Origin of the sequence: Klebsiella sp. CN_Kp104 (assembly GCF_040064515.1) — a bacterium.
Classification (GTDB): Bacteria; Pseudomonadota; Gammaproteobacteria; order Enterobacterales; family Enterobacteriaceae; genus Klebsiella; species Klebsiella aerogenes.
Map to the genome: position 1 here is coordinate 389,544 of NZ_JBEAII010000002.1, position 15,955 is coordinate 405,498.

The window sequence follows — 15,955 nt, forward strand, 5'->3', positions numbered from 1 at the left end:
CATGGATACAATGACGATGAAAAACCGCTATAAATCTCTGGTTGATCGCTATGCGGCAGCCATCCGCAGCGGTGCGCTGGCGGCTGGCTGCCAGCTGCCGACCCATCGGCAATTGGTCGTTGAACACGGAATTTCTCTGGCTACCGCGACGCGGGTCTACCGTGAACTGGCGTTAATGGGGCTGGTCAGCGGCGAAACGGGTCGCGGGACTTTTGTGCGTGAACTGAGCTTGCCGCCGGGGCTGGGTGTCGATCAGCACGCCATTGCCCCGGACATGATCGATCTTAATTTCAACTCTCCGGCGTTGCCGGAACAAACCGTTCTCCTGCGCGAGGCATTAAAAAAACTCTCTGGCGCGGGCGATCTGGAGGCGTTGTTACGCTATCAACCGCACGCCGGACGCATGAGCGAACGGGAAATAGTGGCCCAGCATCTTACCAGACAGGGTATGGCGGCCAGCGCCGGGCAGGTCGCTATCGTTAACGGCGCTCAGCATGGGCTGGCGGTCACGCTCGGCGGCCTGCTGCGTCCCGGCGATGTGGTTGCGGCAGATGCCTTGACCTATCCGGGATTTCGCGCCCTCGCCAGGCTCTATCAACTTGAACTGGTTGCTATCCCGCACACAGCGCAAGGGCCGGATCTCGACATGCTTCGCAGCCTGTGTGAAAAACGGCGGGTAAAAGCGATTTACACCATGCCGACGCTGCATAACCCTCTCGGCTGGGTAATGAATCTGGCGCAGCGTAGCAAACTGGTTGATATTGCCCGCCAGTTCGATTTGTTCATTATTGAGGATGCCGCCTATGCGTGGTTGATCGAGAACGCGCCGCCGCCGCTGATGTCGCTGGCGCCTGAGCGTACGGTCTATGTGTGCGGTTTTTCAAAAAACATCGCCACCGGTTTACGGGTTGGCATGGTGGTATGCCGCGAAGCGTTAATGCCGGCGATAGAGCGGACGATCCGCGCCACCAGCTGGAATACGCCGGCCTTAACGACGGCGCTGGTCTGCGGCTGGATCCAGGATGGGACGCTGGCCCGGCTCGAAACCATAATGCGCGCAGATGCGCGGCGGCGGCAGGCCATCGCCCGTCAGGCGTTGGCTGGCTTACCAATGATCGGCAATGAAAATGCCTGGTTCCTTTGGCTGCCGTTGGGCGAGGAGATCCGCGCCGATCGCGTCGTGAAACAGCTGCTAACCATGAATATCGCTATTTCCACCGCCGAACCTTACAGCGTCGGTCGTGATGTGCCGCATGCTTTGCGTCTGGCGCTGGCGTCACCGAGCCTCGATAAACTGAGCGCTGCGCTGAAGATGATGCGGCCTATTATCGAGTACGGCGTTTAACGGCCGTGCGCTTTTGACAACCATCCTTCGTCGCTAACCGAAGTATCCTCTGGTTGGTGCTTTTACTCTTTGCCCTGGCGCGGCGGCTTGCTCGTCGCATCATGCTAATACATAATAAAAAGAGAATTAAAATTAAATAATATTCTCTTTTTGAGATTAAATTGTGCAAGGGGTAACGCAGATGCGACAAATCAGGCCGCAGATAAACGCTTTCTTATTAGCGCTGGCAGGGGCGACGGTATTAATGATTGGTATGGGTTACGGCCGCTTCGCCTTCACCGGGATCCTGCCGGTGATGTTAAGCGATCAGATCCTGACGCTGCGTCAGGGGAATCTGGCCGCCTCCGCTAATTATGCCGGGTACCTGCTGGGGGCATTGTTACTGGCGAAGGCAAAGCCGGAGCAGGCGACCAGAATGAATATTGTCTCGGTCATTCTGACGCTAATTTGTCTGGCGCTACTGGCCTGGCTGCGTTCGCCGCTGGCTATCATTATCCTGCGCGGGTTGGCCGGGGTACTCAGCGCGGTAACGCTTATCTCCGCCTCGTTATGGCTACTGCAACATATGAAACATCATAACGGCGCGCCGGTACTGTTTGCCGGTGTCGGGATGGGGATCTTTTTGTCGGCGGAGTTTATTGCCGCCGGTAAAGCGCTGGCGTTTAGCAGTCAGCAAATCTGGCTACTGTGCGCCATCACGGCGACGATACTGTTTTTATGCGCCTTGCGCGGATTATTAAGCCCGGCGGATTCGCTGCTGGCGTTAAACAGCGGGCCCGCAACAACGATGCCGAGCGACAATGGGCGCACGAGCGATGCGGTAAAATTGCTGCTGATTTATGGTCTCTCGGGCTTCGGCTACATCATCACCGCGACCTATTTGCCGCTGTTTTTGCACGGCGCGCTCTCGGGTATCGACCCGGTGCACCTGTGGGCGGTATTTGGTCTCGCGGCGGTACCTTCCTGTTTTATCTGGCACCAACTCGTGCTGAAAATTGGCTATCAGCGGGCATTTTGTAGCAATCTCGTTATTCAGGCCTTCGGCGTGGCCTTACCGGCGTGGAGCCACTCATTCACATTTTGTTTGTTGAGCGCGCTGCTGGTTGGAGCGACCTTCCTTGGGACGGTAACCATCGCCTTGTCAGAGGGCAAGCGGCTAAATCAGGCGGTAAAATTTAATATGATCGCCGCGCTAACGGCGACTTACGGCGTCGGACAGATAATCGGGCCGCTGGTCGCCGATGGTTTATACAGCCTGACGGGATCGTTTAACCCTTCACTATTGACGGCCAGCGGCGTGTTGCTGGGAGCCGCCGGGTTGGTTGCCTGCGGCCGGCGCCAGCAATAACTGGCGCAGGGCGTCGAGAATCGGCGATACATACCCGCGGCGCCAGATAAGCTGGGTGGCGGCCTGGGTGACGTATTGCGTCTGGCAGCCTGCGGGTAGCGTGAGCAGGGCCAGAACGCTTTCCGGGAGCAAACAGGCGTAGCGGCCGGTGGCGACGTTGGCCATCATCGCGTGATAGGAGCTGACATCGACGATGTCCACGTGCGCTCCCGTCTGCTGCAGATACTCGATGCCGTGCTGGCGGTAGGAACATCCTGTCGGGAAGGCGGCAAAACGGTAGTTGCGCCCCTCGACAGGGGCGATAAGGACCAGTTGTTCGATAAAAAGCGGGAGATATTCAAGCGTCTGTGGGCATTGAAGGCTGCCGTCCGGACCGGCCGGCAGTGAAACCAGCGCACAGTCCAACGTGGAGTTTTCGACCAGTTCAGTCAGCTGACGGGTGGGCATGGTACGCAATGTCAGGTCGGCGTCCGGGCAGCGTTGCTGAAACAAAGGCAATATGGCCGGCAGGCGGCTGGCGGCACAGGCTTCCATCGCGCCGAGCTTTAACGTTCCCGTTGGCCGTGCCGGGTGCAGCGCCAGTTTGGCCTCTTCGGCAAGGCTTAAAATTCGCCGCGCGTAGCTGAGGAAGTTTTGCCCGGCGGGAGAAAGCAGCATCTTCTTGTTTCCGCGTACGAAAAGCTCGGCTTCCAGCTCCTCTTCAAGCTGCTGAATGCGCGTGGTGATATTGGACTGCGCGCGGCCAAGTTGTTTCGCCGCCTGAGTGACGCTTTGGGTTTCGGCCACCAGCTTAAAGATCAGTAATGTGGTATGGTTCATATTTTTCTTCTCAATATGACAATATTGTTGATCTTAACATCTTAAAAAGAGATGGTTAATGCCTCACATCGCAAATTGCACAGGATCGCCAATGAATCAGCATTTACCGCGATTACTTAATATTCGTTATCCGATTATTCAGGCGCCGATGGCAGGGGTGTCGACACCGTCCCTGGCTGCAGCGGTAAGCAACGCCGGAGGATTGGGTTCGCTGGGGCTCGGCGCGTCGACGGTTACGCAGGCGCAGGCGCTTATTGAACAAACCCGGCAGCTCACCGATCGTCCCTTTAACGTCAACCTTTTCTGTCATACGCCGTCGCGCCGCGATGCCGTTCAGGAAGCGCAGTGGCTGGCGCGGTTGGCTCCGGCGTTTGCCCGTTATCACGGCACGCCGCCGAAACAGCTTAACGAGATTTATCAGACCTTCCATCAACATCAATCCATGCTCGATATGCTGCTTGAACAGAAGCCGGCGGTGGTGAGTTTTCATTTTGGCGTGCCGTCGTCAGAGGTTATTCGCCGATTCCAGCAACAGGGAACGGTGACGATGGCGTCCGCCACCTGCGTCGACGAAGCGCGATTAATTGCGCAAGCGGGTATTGATGTCGTTATTGCGCAAGGGTATGAGGCCGGTGGCCATCGGGGGATTTTTGACCCACACGGCGACGATCGTCAAATGAGCACCTTCACTCTGCTTCAGGCGCTAAAGCAGGCTGTCGATTTACCCATTGTCGCCGCCGGCGGCATTATGCATGGGGCGGCGATAGCCAGCCTGATGCAGCTCGGCGCGTCGGGCGTTCAGCTGGGAACCGCATTTTTATTGTGCCCGGAAGCGGGTATAGATAGTGGATATCGACAGGCGCTCACGCAAAATAGTGACGTTGTCACCTTTTTGACGGCGGCTATTTCGGGTCGGCCGGCACGTTGCGTTAAAAATAGCTGGCACGAAATCGGCGAAGGAGAAATTCCCGCCTATCCGCTCGCTTATGACGCCGGAAAAGCGCTGGCGACGGCGGCAAAAGCGCAGGGCGATCATGGTTTCGGCGCGCACTGGGCGGGACAAGGGGTGGCGATAATCCGCGAAATGCCGGCGGCAGAGTTGGTCAGGGTTCTCGTGGAGGAAGGCGGCCTGGAGTAGCCGCCTGCGAATGAGAGCTTAGCGGCGATGGGCAAGCTGTCGTACCAGCCTGTCGCCGATCATTTGTACGCCCTGGACCATCACCACCAGAATCAGCACCGTACCGACCATCACCTGATCGTTAAAACGCTGATAACCATAGCGAATCGCCAGGTCCCCAAGACCGCCGCCGCCAATGACGCCCGCCATGGATGAAAAACCAATCAGCATCACGATAGTCAGCGTGATCCCGGCAAGCAGGGTCGGTAGCGCCTCCGGCAGCAGCGATTTAAAGATAACGTGCCACAGATTACCCCCCATCGACAGAATGGCTTCAATGCGCCCGTAATCCACTTCGTCGAGCGCGTTTTCGGTCAGTCGCGCGAAGAACGGAAAAGCGCCGATGGTAATCGGCACGACGGCGGCGGTGCTGCCTAAGGTGGTGCCGATAATCAAACGCGTGAAGGGGATCAGCGCAATGAGCAGTACAATAAACGGCAGCGAGCGGCCAAAATTAATAATCGCCCCCAGCAGCGCATTCAGTTTCGGCATCGGCGCCAGGCCGTTGCGACGGGAGACAAACAGTAACACGCCGACCGGCAGGCCGATTAAAATGGTAAACAGCGCCGCCAGCCCTACCATATAGAGGGTTTCCAGGCTGCCTTCCCACAATAAGGGCCATAAATCTTCCCAACTCATGCGACTACGCATAAAGGCCTCCCGTGAAAGCCGTGGCGGGCGAGGAAATCCTGCTCCGCCTGCGGATTATGCAGTAACGACTGACGTAATCTGGACCACGGCGCCACCAGCAGATCGGCGATTTTCCCGCTCTCGATGACTTCGCCATGCTCCAGCAGCGCCGCGTGATCGCACAGCGTTTTGACGACTTCCAGCTCATGGGTAATAAGCACGATAGTCAGATTGAGCCGCTGATTGATATCGGCCAGTAACGCCAGCACCGAGGCGGTGGTTTCCGGATCGAGGGCGCTGGTTGCTTCATCGCATAGCAGCACATCCGGGCCGGCCGCCAGCGCGCGGGCGATGCCGACGCGTTGCTTTTGACCGCCGGAAAGCTGGGATGGAAAGGCGGTTGCTTTATCCGCCAGTCCCACTAACTCCAGCAACTCGAGCACGCGTTCGCGGCGCGCACGTTTCTCGACACCGGCGATTTCCAGCGGTACCGCGACGTTGTCAGCCACGTTGCGGGCATGCAGCAGGTTGAAGTGCTGGAAGATCATTCCGGTGCGCAGACGGTGCTGACGTAAACCGGCTTTGTCTAACTGAGTGATATCCTGCCCGTTCACCACAATCCGGCCCGCAGAGGGCCGTTCGAGTAAATTGAGACAGCGGATCAGCGTGCTTTTGCCTGCGCCGCTGCGCCCGAGAATGCCATAAATCGCGCCTTTCGGGATCTGCAGCGACACGTCGTTTAACGCCGGTCGGCCTGTTCCGGCATAGGTTTTACTCAGCCCGACGACCTCAATCATGATTGCGGCGCAACCGGGATAACCGAGCCGTTATAGTTTTTGCGAATAAACTCGGCAACCTGCGGCGAGGTGAGATCTTTGGCCAGCGCTTTAATGCGTGGGTCATTAGCCAATTGCGGCGTCGTCACCAGGATATTGGCGTAAGGGTTGTTGTTCGCGCTCTCCAGCCCTAACGCATCTTTCGCCGGTACCAGTCCCGCCTCCAGCGCGTAGTTGCCGTTAATGACCGCTAAATCGACATCGTCTAAGGAACGCGGGATCTGCGGCGATTCAATTTCGAGGATCTTCAGATGTTTGGGGTTTTCCACGATATCTTTCGGGGTAGCTAACGTGGTCGCCGGGTTGGTGAATTTAGCGCCGAGTTTGATTAATCCCTGGCTTTGTAGCAGGAACAAGGCGCGACTGAGATTGGTGGTGTTGTTCGGCACCGCGACGGTCCCGTTTTCCGGGACGGAATTAAAGTCTTTGTGCTTACGGGAATAAATACCCAGCGGTTCAATATGCACCGTAGCGGCGACGGCAAAGGTCTTACCCAGCGCTTTTTCCTGATCCTTCAGATACGGAACGTGCTGGAAGTAGTTGGCATCAACGTCGCCATTTGCCAGCAGCTCGTTGGCGTTAACGCCGCTGGTGAGTTCGACCACTTTGATATCGAGGCTGGGATCGATTTTTTTGATGTAATTGAGGATCTCAGCGTGTGGTACCGGGTCAGCGGCAACGCGCAGCGCGGCAGCCTGGGCGGATGTCCATGCCAGAGAAAGAGATAAAGCGACCCCTGCCAGTTTGAATGCGGCATATTTCATATTGTTATCCTTATTAAATTAAACGATCAGTTGCTCAGTACGTTCGCGAAAAACATCCTGGTAATAACGTTCGGCGACATCCGGGTGGGAACGCAGCCGCCCTTTGAGGTAATTCCAGCCAACATCCCGCAGCAGCGGATTTTGCGGATCGCTATCCGGGCCGAGCGCTTCCTGCGCCAGATGGGCGGGCAGGCGGTACACCGGCACCACGGCATCGAGCTGCGCGCCAAGAAAGAAGGCGATTGAGAGGCGTTCCTGTTCTGCCGGCGGCGAGACCACGCGATGAACGGTGGCGCGCAGGTAACCGTTAGTCGCCAGCTCAAGTAGCTCACCGATATTCACCACAAAGCTGCCCGCCAGCGGCGTGGCGTCGATCCAGTGCTCCGGCGCGACTTCCACCTGCAGTCCTTTTTGCTCGTCCTGTAACAGGAAGCTTAAGAATCCAGAATCTTTATGCGCCCCAACGCCTTGTGCGCTTTTGGTTTCACGCTGACCGGGGTAGCGAATCAGTTTGATATGTTCATTCGGCTTCTCGCCATACAGCGCGTCAAAGGCGTCGGCAGGTAACTGTAGCGCTTCGGCAAACGCGCGCAGCAAGGTGATCCCAACGCCGGTCATCGCCTGCTGCCAGCCCAGTAGGGTCGGTTTCAGCGACGGTAGCGCGGCGGGCCATAAGTTCGGTCCCTGCAGACGCTGCCAGCGTGGCGCGTTTTCGGCGAGAGTTAAAGCCGGGCGTTCGGCGCCGATGTCAAACTGTTCGCGCCAGTCTGGCTGGCCGCGAGTGAGCTCGGAAGCCGCGCGGTTATAGCCGCGAAAGTGCGGGGAATGAATCATCGCCACCTGCTGCTTTTCGCTATCATCAAGAGCAAAAAAGCGTCGCGCCTGGCGTTGAACTTCGGTTTGCAATCCGGCGTCCACGCCGTGATTAATAAGATAAAAGAAACCAATATCGCGCGCGGCCTGGCGGAGGTCGGCAAGAAAACCGCTCTTTTCAGCAGGGTTGGTATAGCGGGCCAGATCGAGAATCGGTAAAGTCGTGGCGTTCATTGTGTTCTCCGAGAACGGGGTACGGGTCATTGGCTATGAAGTGATTCTGGGTTCGGCAACAACAACGGCGCATGATGATTTCCTCTGTCGGGTAGATGCGCTCAGCTTGCCTTAGCGCAATTTTTTCGACCAATAACGTTCTTTTCTAATTTATGACCGCGGTGGGTTCAGTGCTTTTGCGAAAAACAGATAAGGAGAGGGGTTTCGGCGTAGCCGTTATTTAAAAAAAGTGGCGGGATGTTGCATGATGCCGCCGCGGTCCGTATGGTGAGCGAAATTTTTCATGCAGGAAAGACAATGCACACGTCAAAAGATCCGCTTCACGGCGTGACGCTCGAAGCGTTACTCACTGACCTTGTGGCCAGATATGGCTGGGATGAACTGGCCCGACATATCAAAATCAACTGTTTCAAAAGCGATCCGAGCATTAAGTCGAGCCTGAAATTTCTACGCCGCACGCCGTGGGCGCGTAAAGAAGTAGAAAACTTTTATCTCGATTCGCTGGAAGAGCTCATCGACAAACCCGCCGACGCTGGCCCGTGGGCCAACTGGCAGAAGAAGTAACGCTTATCAGGTTACCGCTTGTTCATTGACCCCATTGCGTAGCGCTCCCGGCGCTTTGCCGGTAATGCGTTTAAAGGCGCGGCTAAAGGCGGCGAGCGAGTTGTAGCCGAGGCGGAAGGCGACTTTTTCCAGCGCTTCGCCTTCATGGCTGATGTATTGTACCGCCAGGCGCATGCGTAATTCTGTCAGGTAGCGGGCCGGCGTGGTACCGGTGGCGGTGAGAAACCGTTCGGCGAACACCGAACGCGACAGGCCGGATTCGCGGGCTAAGTCTTCCACCTTCCAGTTGACGCCGGGCTGCTGATGCATAGCATATATCGCGCGCGATAGCTTCGGGTCGCGCAGTACCTGTACCCAGCCGGTAGCGTTACCGCAGCCGCATTCCACCCAGGCGCGGACGATCAGCGCCGCGACGACGTCGGCGAGACGTGCCAGAATGCCGGCATAGCCCACCTGACGCGTCAGGGATTCACGCTCCATTGCCGCCAGCAGCGGCTGGATTTCCGGGCGGGCGCTTAACAGGCTACTCACCAGCATTACCTCCGGCATGGCCCGAACCAGCGGCTGCATTCCGCCTAATTCAAAATCCATACAGGCGCTGAAGATAACCGCATTCTCTTCGGTATTAACGCAGCCTGCGTTTTTGATGCAGGAAACCGTCCCGCAGACCGGTTTGCTGTCGAGCTCCATCACGTTCACCCGCGCGGCTTTGCTATCTGAGAGCAGGGCGTGCGCATCGCTATTGGGAATGAACACCGCATCGCCGCTTTCAAGCGAGAACTCTTTACCGTTGCTCATTTGTAGCAGCAGCGGGCCGCGGCTGACAAAATGAAACTGCGCTTTGCCAGGAACCGAATTAAACTCCACGCCGAAAGGACGCGAGGTTTCAATCCGTCGGTATTTCACTCCCGACAGTCGCATGCCCTGTAACAGCTCGCTGGTCAGATCTAAGGTTTGCTGGCTCATCGTTTTTCCGGACGAATAATCAATAATTGCAGAGTATGTATCATATATCGTCTTAACGGAAGCCACTAAGCTTGGCGAATGTTAATGATTCTGGAGAGATGTATATGAGTTCTTGCATTGTCGCTGAAGAGAGCGCGATTAACGCCCGCCCGGCGTGGCGCGCCGTGTATGCGCTGGCGTTGGGAGTCTTTGGCCTGATCGTCGCTGAATTTCTACCGGCCAGTTTACTGACGCCGATGGCCAGCAGCCTGGGCGTGAGTGAGGGGATGGCCGGACAGGCGGTGACCGCCACGGCGTTAATCGCTCTGGTGACGGGATTATTGATTACCTCCGCTACCCGCAATATCGACCGTCGCTGGGTACTGATGTTCTTTTCCGTATTGCAAATCATCTCCAGTCTGATCGTGGCATTTGCCGGTTCACTGGAGTTCCTGCTGCTGGGGCGCTTGCTGCTTGGTATCGCTATCGGCGGCTTCTGGGCGATGTCGACGGCGACGGCGATGCGGCTGGTTCCGGCGGCGATGGTGCCGAAAGCGCTGGCGATTATCTTCTCGGCGGTGTCGATTGCCACCGTAGTGGCGGCGCCGCTGGGTAGCTATCTTGGCGCGCTCATTGGCTGGCGTAACGTCTTTATCATCTGCGCCGTACCGAGCCTGGTCGCGCTACTGTGGCAGCTATGGGTACTGCCGTCGATGCGCCCGGAGAGCGCTGGCAGCTTTAGTACGCTCTTTAAGGTACTGCGGCGGCCGGGAATGGTTGGCGGCCTGCTGGCTTCGATTTTGATTTTTGGCGGACACTTCGCTTTCTTTACCTATCTGCGGCCGTTTCTCGAAACCGTGGCGCTGGCAAGTGTAGAAGGGGTGTCGTTGATTTTGCTGGGGTTCGGCGTGGCCAACTTTATCGGCACCTCGCTTGCCGGACATCTGTTGGCGCGTAGTTTGCGTTTGACGCTGGCGCTGGTGCCACTGGCGATGAGCTTGCTGGCGCTGATGATGGTGCTGTATGGTCATATTGCGCTACTGGATGGCCTGTTGGTCGCCCTGTGGGGATTTGCATTCGGCCTGGTGCCGGTGGCCTGGTCAACCTGGCTTGCCACTACGGTACCGGATGAAGCGGAAAGCGCAGGGGGATTATTAGTCGCGGCGATCCAGCTGGCCATTAGCGCCGGGGCTGCCGGCGGTGGGGCAATATTTGATATCAGCGGCGCCAGCGGCGTATTTACCGGCAGCGGGCTGTTATTATTAAGCGCCATGCTGATTGTCTTTATTGGCGTCAGGGTGACGCCGCCGGTCAGAAACAATTAATGATTAAACGCGCCGACTGGCGCGTTTATTTTTCTTCAGGCGCAGCGAGTACTCATTTTATTATTATAAAACGAGCGGCTAATTGATGAGTTGAAAAACTTCTTACGCTTTCCCGCGTGAATGCGGTTGCTGGCCTCAGCGTTTTGTCAGGTGGTTTCCATCACGGATTGGGCGCTATGTTATTAATTATTCTGTTAAATAGCGTCTGTCAGTTGGTCAACGATAACTTTACCGCTGTTATCAAATTGGGTAATACGAAAATTAACGTTCCACGAGCGGCGAGTATTAAATTTATCAAACAGGGAGACGCGGCCTTTTTTCTTACCCTCTTTATTGAGGATCACCCACTCAGTCACTTCGGTATACTGCTGGCTAGGTTGATGACCGCTTTGTTGTTCAACTAATTGGTCTTCAGAATCCAGTTTTAAATAATCGCGTAACATTTTGCACCTCTTTGTTAATGTTTTTTTAACGTTACTCCTTTTTTTGATTCTTTCAATCTGAGTTTTTAATCGATGTGTGTGACTATTAGTTGGCGATCTAGCTGTTATATTTTTGCTAATCACTCTGCTGAATCCCAGGCTATTGTAACCATTCAGCACCAGACCGACCTACGGAAGCGAAGCGATGAATGCCTCATCCAGCGGAAAGAGGCCCGTTGGATGTGGCATTGATTACCCGGTTTTTGGGATTGAGGTTATTCATCGTGCTGATGAATATTACAGCACCGCTACGTACTTAATACCGTTATTGTTCTGTTTTAGCCTTTCCAGCGCCTGTGGGATCTCGTCGAAACTGACGCTTTCTATCGGCGGCATCATCAGTTCGCCGTGGCCAATTTGCTGCAGCATGTTTTCCCCGGCCTGACGTAATCGACTCCACTGCCTCTGGGTACCGTAAGGATGGATTGCCGCCAGCGCGACCTCATGCAATGAGATACTGGTAGTAAACGCCGGTAGCGGCGCGTGCTCGAGCCGGTCTTGTATACAGACCAGATGGCCGTAGTAGCCGAGCAACCCGGCAAGCGAAAGGGCATTTTGCTGATTTACGGTATCGAAAGCGGCATACAGCGATTTACCCGCCAGCGCGCGTTTTAGCTCCTGCGGCCAGGAAGTATGGTGATAATCAAAGGCCTGAATCACCCCACGAGCCAGTAGTTTCGCGTGATGCGTGGCGCTGGCCGTGACGTAGACGTTAGCGCCGCTCTCAATCAGTAATTGGCTTAGCAGACTGCCGGCAGCGCCGCCGGCGCCGCTGACCAGTACATTCTCGCCAGCCGGAAGGGGGATCTTTTGCGCTGCCTGCCACGCCGTCAGACCGGGGCACGGCAGCGCCGCAGCGGTGAGGTCGCTGATATGGTCGGGAACTGCAATCACCGCCTGGGCGCTGACTAACGTATGGCGGGCAAAGCTACCGTCAAAACGCAGGTCGGTGTGATACATCACACGAGTGCCGGGACGAAGGTGGCGGGCGTTGCGGCCAACGGCGGTAATCACCCCCATACCGTCGACGCCGGGGATCTGATCCTCCTGCCAGGCGTCGGAGAGACCGGCCATCAACTTCCAGTCGACCGGATTAAGACCAATGGCGCGGTTCTCGATTAGCACCTGATCGTCAGCGGGCGTGACTAATGTTTTCTCATGGCGTTCAAGCAGAAGCGGGGAGGCGTGCCTTTTCCACAGCCAGGCGTCGGTTTTTATCATTGTTTCTTCCTCTGGTGTTGGTGAGCGGTCCATTAAAACAAAATCAGAACTAAAGATAATTCCATAAATAGCAATTATCTATTGCGATTAGTGCTGTTTATCGCAATAGCATTCCATGAAACACTTTGCTCATATTTTCAACGTGATACCGCCCGGCGGTTGACGGAGTGACTCATGAGCATCGAAAAATTAACCCAGCAGCCGCTAACGATTGGCGTGGAACTGCCGCTGGACAATGACTGGTCGACAAGTGGACAGCTAAAACGGCAGCGCGACGGGCGACCGTTTGGCGTGCCGGATATGAGCGAGCACGCGCAGCGCATTAAACTGGCGGAAACGCTCGGTTTTCGCGCCGCCTGGATCCGCGATGTTCCGCTGTACGATCCGCAGTTTGGCGATGCGGCTAACGTCTTTGAAGCCTTTACCTACCTCGGTTATTTATCGAGTCTGACGCAAAATATTTTGCTGGGCACGGCGGCGGTTGTGCTGCCGCTACGTCAGCCATGGCTGGTACGTAAAGCCGCCGCCACGGTGCAGGCGCTCAGCGGCGACCGGCTGCTATTGGGCATCGCCAGCGGCGACAGGCCGGTCGAATACCCGCTATTTGGTGAAGACTACGCCAGCCGCGGCGAGCGTTTCCGTCACGGCGTGAGCGTGCTGAAGGGCGAGACCGATCGTCAGCTGGAGCCGGGCCTGGAGTTGCTGCCAGCCAAACCGACCCCGCCGCTGCTGGTATGCTGGTTTGGCGCAACAAACGGCGCAATGGGTAGGCAGTAATATGGATGGCTGGCTTGCCTATCCTGGCCAGCCTGACGAGCACGTTAGCCGCGTCAAGCTGTGGCGTCGGGTAGCGGGCGAGAAACCCTATATCAGCTTTATCCATCTGGATCTGCAAGATGACGCCAATGCGCCGATTCAGCGCCATCGTTTCGGCATCAGCAGCGGCCGCCATGGTCTCATTCAGGAATTAAATGCGATGCGCGATGCCGGCGTGAACCATATCGGCCTACATTTTCGTCGCAACCAGCGTCCGTTGGCCGAGACGATGCAGGAGATTGGCGAACTGGTGCTGCCGGCATTCCATTATTAAAGTACGCCGTCACCGCCGTCTGAACACCAGACCTGGCCGGAGGCATACGAGCAGGCATCAGAGGCGAGAGTCACATACAGCGGGGCGATCTCAACGGGTTGCCCTGGCCGCCCCAGCGGCGTATCGCCGCCAAAGTTTTGCACTTTTTCCGCCGGCTGTCCGCCGCTTGACTGTAGTACCGTCCAGTACGGGCCGGGAGCGACCGCATTGACCCGGATCCCACGCGGCCCTAACTGCTTGGCCAGCGATTTGGTGAAGGCCACCAGGCAGGCTTTGGTCTGGGCATAATCCAGCAAAATAGGGCTCGGTTTAAAAGCCTGTACCGAAGAGGTGTTGATAATCACGCTTTGGGCTTTGAGGTGCGGCAGCGCGGCTTTGGTTATCCAGAACGGCGCATAGACGTTGGTTTTGAAGGTAGCATCGAAATCGGCGGTGGTAAGTTGCTCAATTTTTTCACAGTATTGCTGACGACCTGCATTGTTCACAACAATATCCAAACCGCCAAGACCGCTTACCGCTTTTTCCACCAGCGTTTCACAGAAGGATTCCACGCGAATATCGCCCGGTATCGCCACCGCCGTACGGCCTTCCGCTTTGATAAGCGCGATGACGGCGTCCGCATCGCTCTGTTCTTCCGGAAGATAGTTAATGGCAACATCCGCGCCTTCGCGGGCAAAGGCGATGGCCACGGCGCGACCAATACCGGAGTCTCCGCCGGTAATCAGCGCTTTCTTACCCTGTAGCCGTCCTGACCCGCTGTAGCTGACTTCACCATGATCCGGTGTGGGTTCCATTTCGGCGGCCAGGCCGGGAGGCGTTTGCGGTTGATCGGGGAAAGGGGGTTGTGGCCAATGGTTGGTACGCAGTTTGTCATTATCCATAGCAATCTCCTTCACAGAAAAGAGTAATGATAGAAGGTATGCGGACGCTACGATAAATGTAAATCCCTGCCCAATGGACATATTCCCGCTTTTCCTTAGCCAACTTACTGATATAAGGCGATTTATATATAATCTTTCGCTGGGTTATTTTTCAGATTATTCAACGAAATATTTTAAAATAGAATATTTAATCTTATTTACAGTTCTATTTTCTCATGCTCAATTCGTGGTGATTTTTGGTCTCGCCGTCGCGTTTATTTCTTCTGGTTAATATGATCTTAGCGATGGTCTGGTTATTTTTGCCGCTCCGCTATTTATTTTTTAATTAATTTCGTAGCAACTGTTAATATATTTTATTTAATTTGCATTTTTCACTTATTGCTCCAGACTTAATTCTCGACGGCGATGATTTAGAGCGTTAAATCATCTTTTACTAACCAAGCTAAAAGGTAAACGTTATGGCAGAACACAGAGGTGGTTCAGGTAATTTTGCAGAAGACCGGGAAAAAGCATCTGAAGCCGGACGTAAAGGCGGACAGCACAGCGGCGGGAATTTTAAAAATGACCCGGAACGTGCATCCGAAGCCGGTAAAAAAGGCGGTAAAAACAGCCATGGCGGCGGCCGTAAATCCGGTGATAGCTAGCTTGTGAATATAAGTGATTTGATCTGGTAACTGCTGTTAAAAATACCCTGCGGGTCATCCGACCCGCAGTTTTTAAAAGGTGTGACTTATGAAAATACAAACCATTGAAGATATTTTTATCCATTTATTATCGGATACCTACAGCGCGGAAAAACAGTTAACCCGCGCGCTGGCTAAACTATCCCGCGCCAGCGCATGTGAAGAGTTGCAAACGGCATTCAGCGCTCACCTTGAGGAAACACAGGGCCATATAGAACGTATTGATAAGCTCCTTGAACAAAATGATCAAATTCGCCTGAAACGGATGAAGTGTGTGGCGATGGAAGGGCTTATCGAAGAGGCCAACGAAGTGATCGAAGCGACGGAAAAGAACGAGATCCGCGATGCTGCGCTGATAGCCGCCGCGCAGAAAGTTGAACACTATGAAATTGCGGCCTACGGTACGCTGTGTACGCTGGCAGAGCAGCTCGGCTATAAAGCCGCGGTGAAATTGCTGGCGGAAACACTGGAAGAAGAAAAAGACGCTGATATGAAATTAACGGACATCGCCGTTGGACACGTCAATCAGGATGCCCAACAGTCCGCTTAATCCTATCTAAGGCATCAGGCAAAAAAATGAGTCTTAGTCCGGTTGTAATAAAAAGGTGTCATCTCGTCGCGGCGATAATGTGGTTTGTACTGGCTATACCGTCGGTAATATGGTGGAAAGACAGTGTCCTGTGGGTCATCATTATTAGTATTTATGCAAATATTGTCGGCCACTTATCAGGGTATAGCGCAGCACGAGCCGACCAGGCCGCAGAAGAAAATGAAGATAAGGCTGAAGAGTAATTATCT

Annotated in this window: 19 protein-coding genes; 10 read left to right on the forward strand and 9 right to left on the reverse strand. The window is 55.2% G+C overall.

The features are described 5' to 3' along the window. The first annotated feature begins 16 nt into the window (after positions 1-16). Positions 17-1,345, forward strand: a complete 1,329-nt coding sequence (locus ABLU80_RS03810; RefSeq protein ID WP_348849818.1) for a PLP-dependent aminotransferase family protein — start codon at positions 17-19, stop codon at positions 1,343-1,345. A gap of 181 nt (positions 1,346-1,526) precedes the next feature. Then, positions 1,527-2,693 carry a YbfB/YjiJ family MFS transporter gene (locus tag ABLU80_RS03815; RefSeq protein WP_260841526.1) on the forward strand — a complete coding sequence of 389 codons (1,167 nt, stop codon included), beginning with the start codon at positions 1,527-1,529 and terminating at the stop codon, positions 2,691-2,693. Here the strand turns inward: ABLU80_RS03815 and ABLU80_RS03820 are convergent. Further along, the gene (locus ABLU80_RS03820; RefSeq protein WP_047739777.1) at positions 2,625-3,512 is read right to left on the reverse strand and encodes a LysR family transcriptional regulator; all 888 of its coding nucleotides are present in this window, start codon (positions 3,510-3,512) and stop codon (positions 2,625-2,627) included. The genes ABLU80_RS03815 and ABLU80_RS03820 overlap by 69 nt on opposite strands. A gap of 91 nt (positions 3,513-3,603) precedes the next feature. On the opposite strand from ABLU80_RS03820, the gene ABLU80_RS03825 reads away from it, so the two are divergent. Continuing rightward, a complete protein-coding gene (locus ABLU80_RS03825) occupies positions 3,604-4,650 on the forward strand; it encodes a nitronate monooxygenase (protein WP_348849720.1) in 1,047 nt (348 codons plus the stop codon). Between the two features lie 18 nt (positions 4,651-4,668). Here ABLU80_RS03825 and ABLU80_RS03830 read toward each other — a convergent pair whose 3' ends face one another. The 4 genes from ABLU80_RS03830 to ABLU80_RS03845 are packed head-to-tail and all read right to left on the reverse strand — an operon-like array spanning position 4,669 to position 7,966. Next, positions 4,669-5,328 (reverse strand): methionine ABC transporter permease, encoded by a 660-nt coding sequence (locus ABLU80_RS03830; protein ID WP_161798788.1) that lies wholly within the window; start codon positions 5,326-5,328, stop codon positions 4,669-4,671. Beyond that, positions 5,325-6,116 (reverse strand): methionine ABC transporter ATP-binding protein, encoded by a 792-nt coding sequence (locus ABLU80_RS03835; RefSeq protein WP_015705346.1) that lies wholly within the window; start codon positions 6,114-6,116, stop codon positions 5,325-5,327. The genes ABLU80_RS03830 and ABLU80_RS03835 overlap by 4 nt, the downstream gene beginning before the upstream one ends. Continuing rightward, the gene (locus ABLU80_RS03840) at positions 6,113-6,919 is read right to left on the reverse strand and encodes a MetQ/NlpA family ABC transporter substrate-binding protein (RefSeq protein WP_015366692.1); all 807 of its coding nucleotides are present in this window, start codon (positions 6,917-6,919) and stop codon (positions 6,113-6,115) included. Before ABLU80_RS03840 ends, ABLU80_RS03835 begins: the two co-directional genes overlap by 4 nt. Before the next feature lie 18 nt (positions 6,920-6,937). Further along, the gene (locus ABLU80_RS03845) at positions 6,938-7,966 is read right to left on the reverse strand and encodes an isopenicillin N synthase family oxygenase (protein ID WP_151585015.1); all 1,029 of its coding nucleotides are present in this window, start codon (positions 7,964-7,966) and stop codon (positions 6,938-6,940) included. A gap of 297 nt (positions 7,967-8,263) precedes the next feature. Between ABLU80_RS03845 and ABLU80_RS03850 the strand changes: the two genes are divergently transcribed. Next, positions 8,264-8,530, forward strand: coding sequence for a VF530 family protein (locus tag ABLU80_RS03850; protein WP_063445805.1), 267 nt, complete (start codon positions 8,264-8,266; stop codon positions 8,528-8,530). Between the two features lie 6 nt (positions 8,531-8,536). Here ABLU80_RS03850 and ABLU80_RS03855 read toward each other — a convergent pair whose 3' ends face one another. Next, positions 8,537-9,496, reverse strand: coding sequence for an AraC family transcriptional regulator (locus tag ABLU80_RS03855; RefSeq protein WP_348849721.1), 960 nt, complete (start codon positions 9,494-9,496; stop codon positions 8,537-8,539). Positions 9,497-9,600: 104 nt separating this feature from the next. Here ABLU80_RS03855 and ABLU80_RS03860 point away from each other — a divergent pair, with 104 nt between their 5' ends. Continuing rightward, positions 9,601-10,800, forward strand: coding sequence for an MFS transporter (locus ABLU80_RS03860; protein WP_015705349.1), 1,200 nt, complete (start codon positions 9,601-9,603; stop codon positions 10,798-10,800). A gap of 194 nt (positions 10,801-10,994) precedes the next feature. Here the strand turns inward: ABLU80_RS03860 and ABLU80_RS03865 are convergent, their stop codons facing one another. Both ABLU80_RS03865 and ABLU80_RS03870 read right to left on the reverse strand, forming a co-directional pair. Continuing rightward, complete coding sequence (locus ABLU80_RS03865) at positions 10,995-11,243, reverse strand: hypothetical protein (protein WP_015366686.1); 249 nt, start codon at positions 11,241-11,243, stop codon at positions 10,995-10,997. A 276-nt stretch (positions 11,244-11,519) separates the two neighbouring features. Further along, positions 11,520-12,503 (reverse strand): zinc-binding dehydrogenase, encoded by a 984-nt coding sequence (locus tag ABLU80_RS03870; protein ID WP_032711605.1) that lies wholly within the window; start codon positions 12,501-12,503, stop codon positions 11,520-11,522. A 174-nt stretch (positions 12,504-12,677) separates the two neighbouring features. Here ABLU80_RS03870 and ABLU80_RS03875 point away from each other — a divergent pair, with 174 nt between their 5' ends. Both ABLU80_RS03875 and ABLU80_RS03880 read left to right on the forward strand, forming a co-directional pair. Then, entirely contained in the window at positions 12,678-13,280 is a 603-nt protein-coding gene (locus tag ABLU80_RS03875; protein ID WP_348849722.1) for an LLM class flavin-dependent oxidoreductase, read from the forward strand. After that, positions 13,246-13,593, forward strand: a complete 348-nt coding sequence (locus tag ABLU80_RS03880) for a hypothetical protein (RefSeq protein ID WP_348849723.1) — start codon at positions 13,246-13,248, stop codon at positions 13,591-13,593. Before ABLU80_RS03875 ends, ABLU80_RS03880 begins: the two co-directional genes overlap by 35 nt. On the opposite strand, the gene ABLU80_RS03885 is transcribed toward ABLU80_RS03880, so the two are convergent. After that, positions 13,590-14,474 carry an SDR family oxidoreductase gene (locus tag ABLU80_RS03885; protein WP_015366683.1) on the reverse strand — a complete coding sequence of 295 codons (885 nt, stop codon included), beginning with the start codon at positions 14,472-14,474 and terminating at the stop codon, positions 13,590-13,592. The genes ABLU80_RS03880 and ABLU80_RS03885 overlap by 4 nt on opposite strands. A 458-nt stretch (positions 14,475-14,932) precedes the next feature. Here ABLU80_RS03885 and ABLU80_RS03890 point away from each other — a divergent pair, with 458 nt between their 5' ends. The 3 genes from ABLU80_RS03890 (at position 14,933) to ABLU80_RS03900 (ending at position 15,949) form a co-directional block, all read left to right on the forward strand. After that, positions 14,933-15,118: a general stress protein gene (locus tag ABLU80_RS03890; protein WP_004143718.1), complete on the forward strand. Its 186-nt coding sequence runs from the start codon at positions 14,933-14,935 to the stop codon at positions 15,116-15,118. Positions 15,119-15,206: 88 nt separating this feature from the next. After that, positions 15,207-15,707 (forward strand): ferritin-like domain-containing protein, encoded by a 501-nt coding sequence (locus ABLU80_RS03895; RefSeq protein WP_015366681.1) that lies wholly within the window; start codon positions 15,207-15,209, stop codon positions 15,705-15,707. Between the two features lie 26 nt (positions 15,708-15,733). After that, the gene (locus tag ABLU80_RS03900; protein WP_032705768.1) at positions 15,734-15,949 is read left to right on the forward strand and encodes a hypothetical protein; all 216 of its coding nucleotides are present in this window, start codon (positions 15,734-15,736) and stop codon (positions 15,947-15,949) included. Positions 15,950-15,955: the final 6 nt, after the last annotated feature.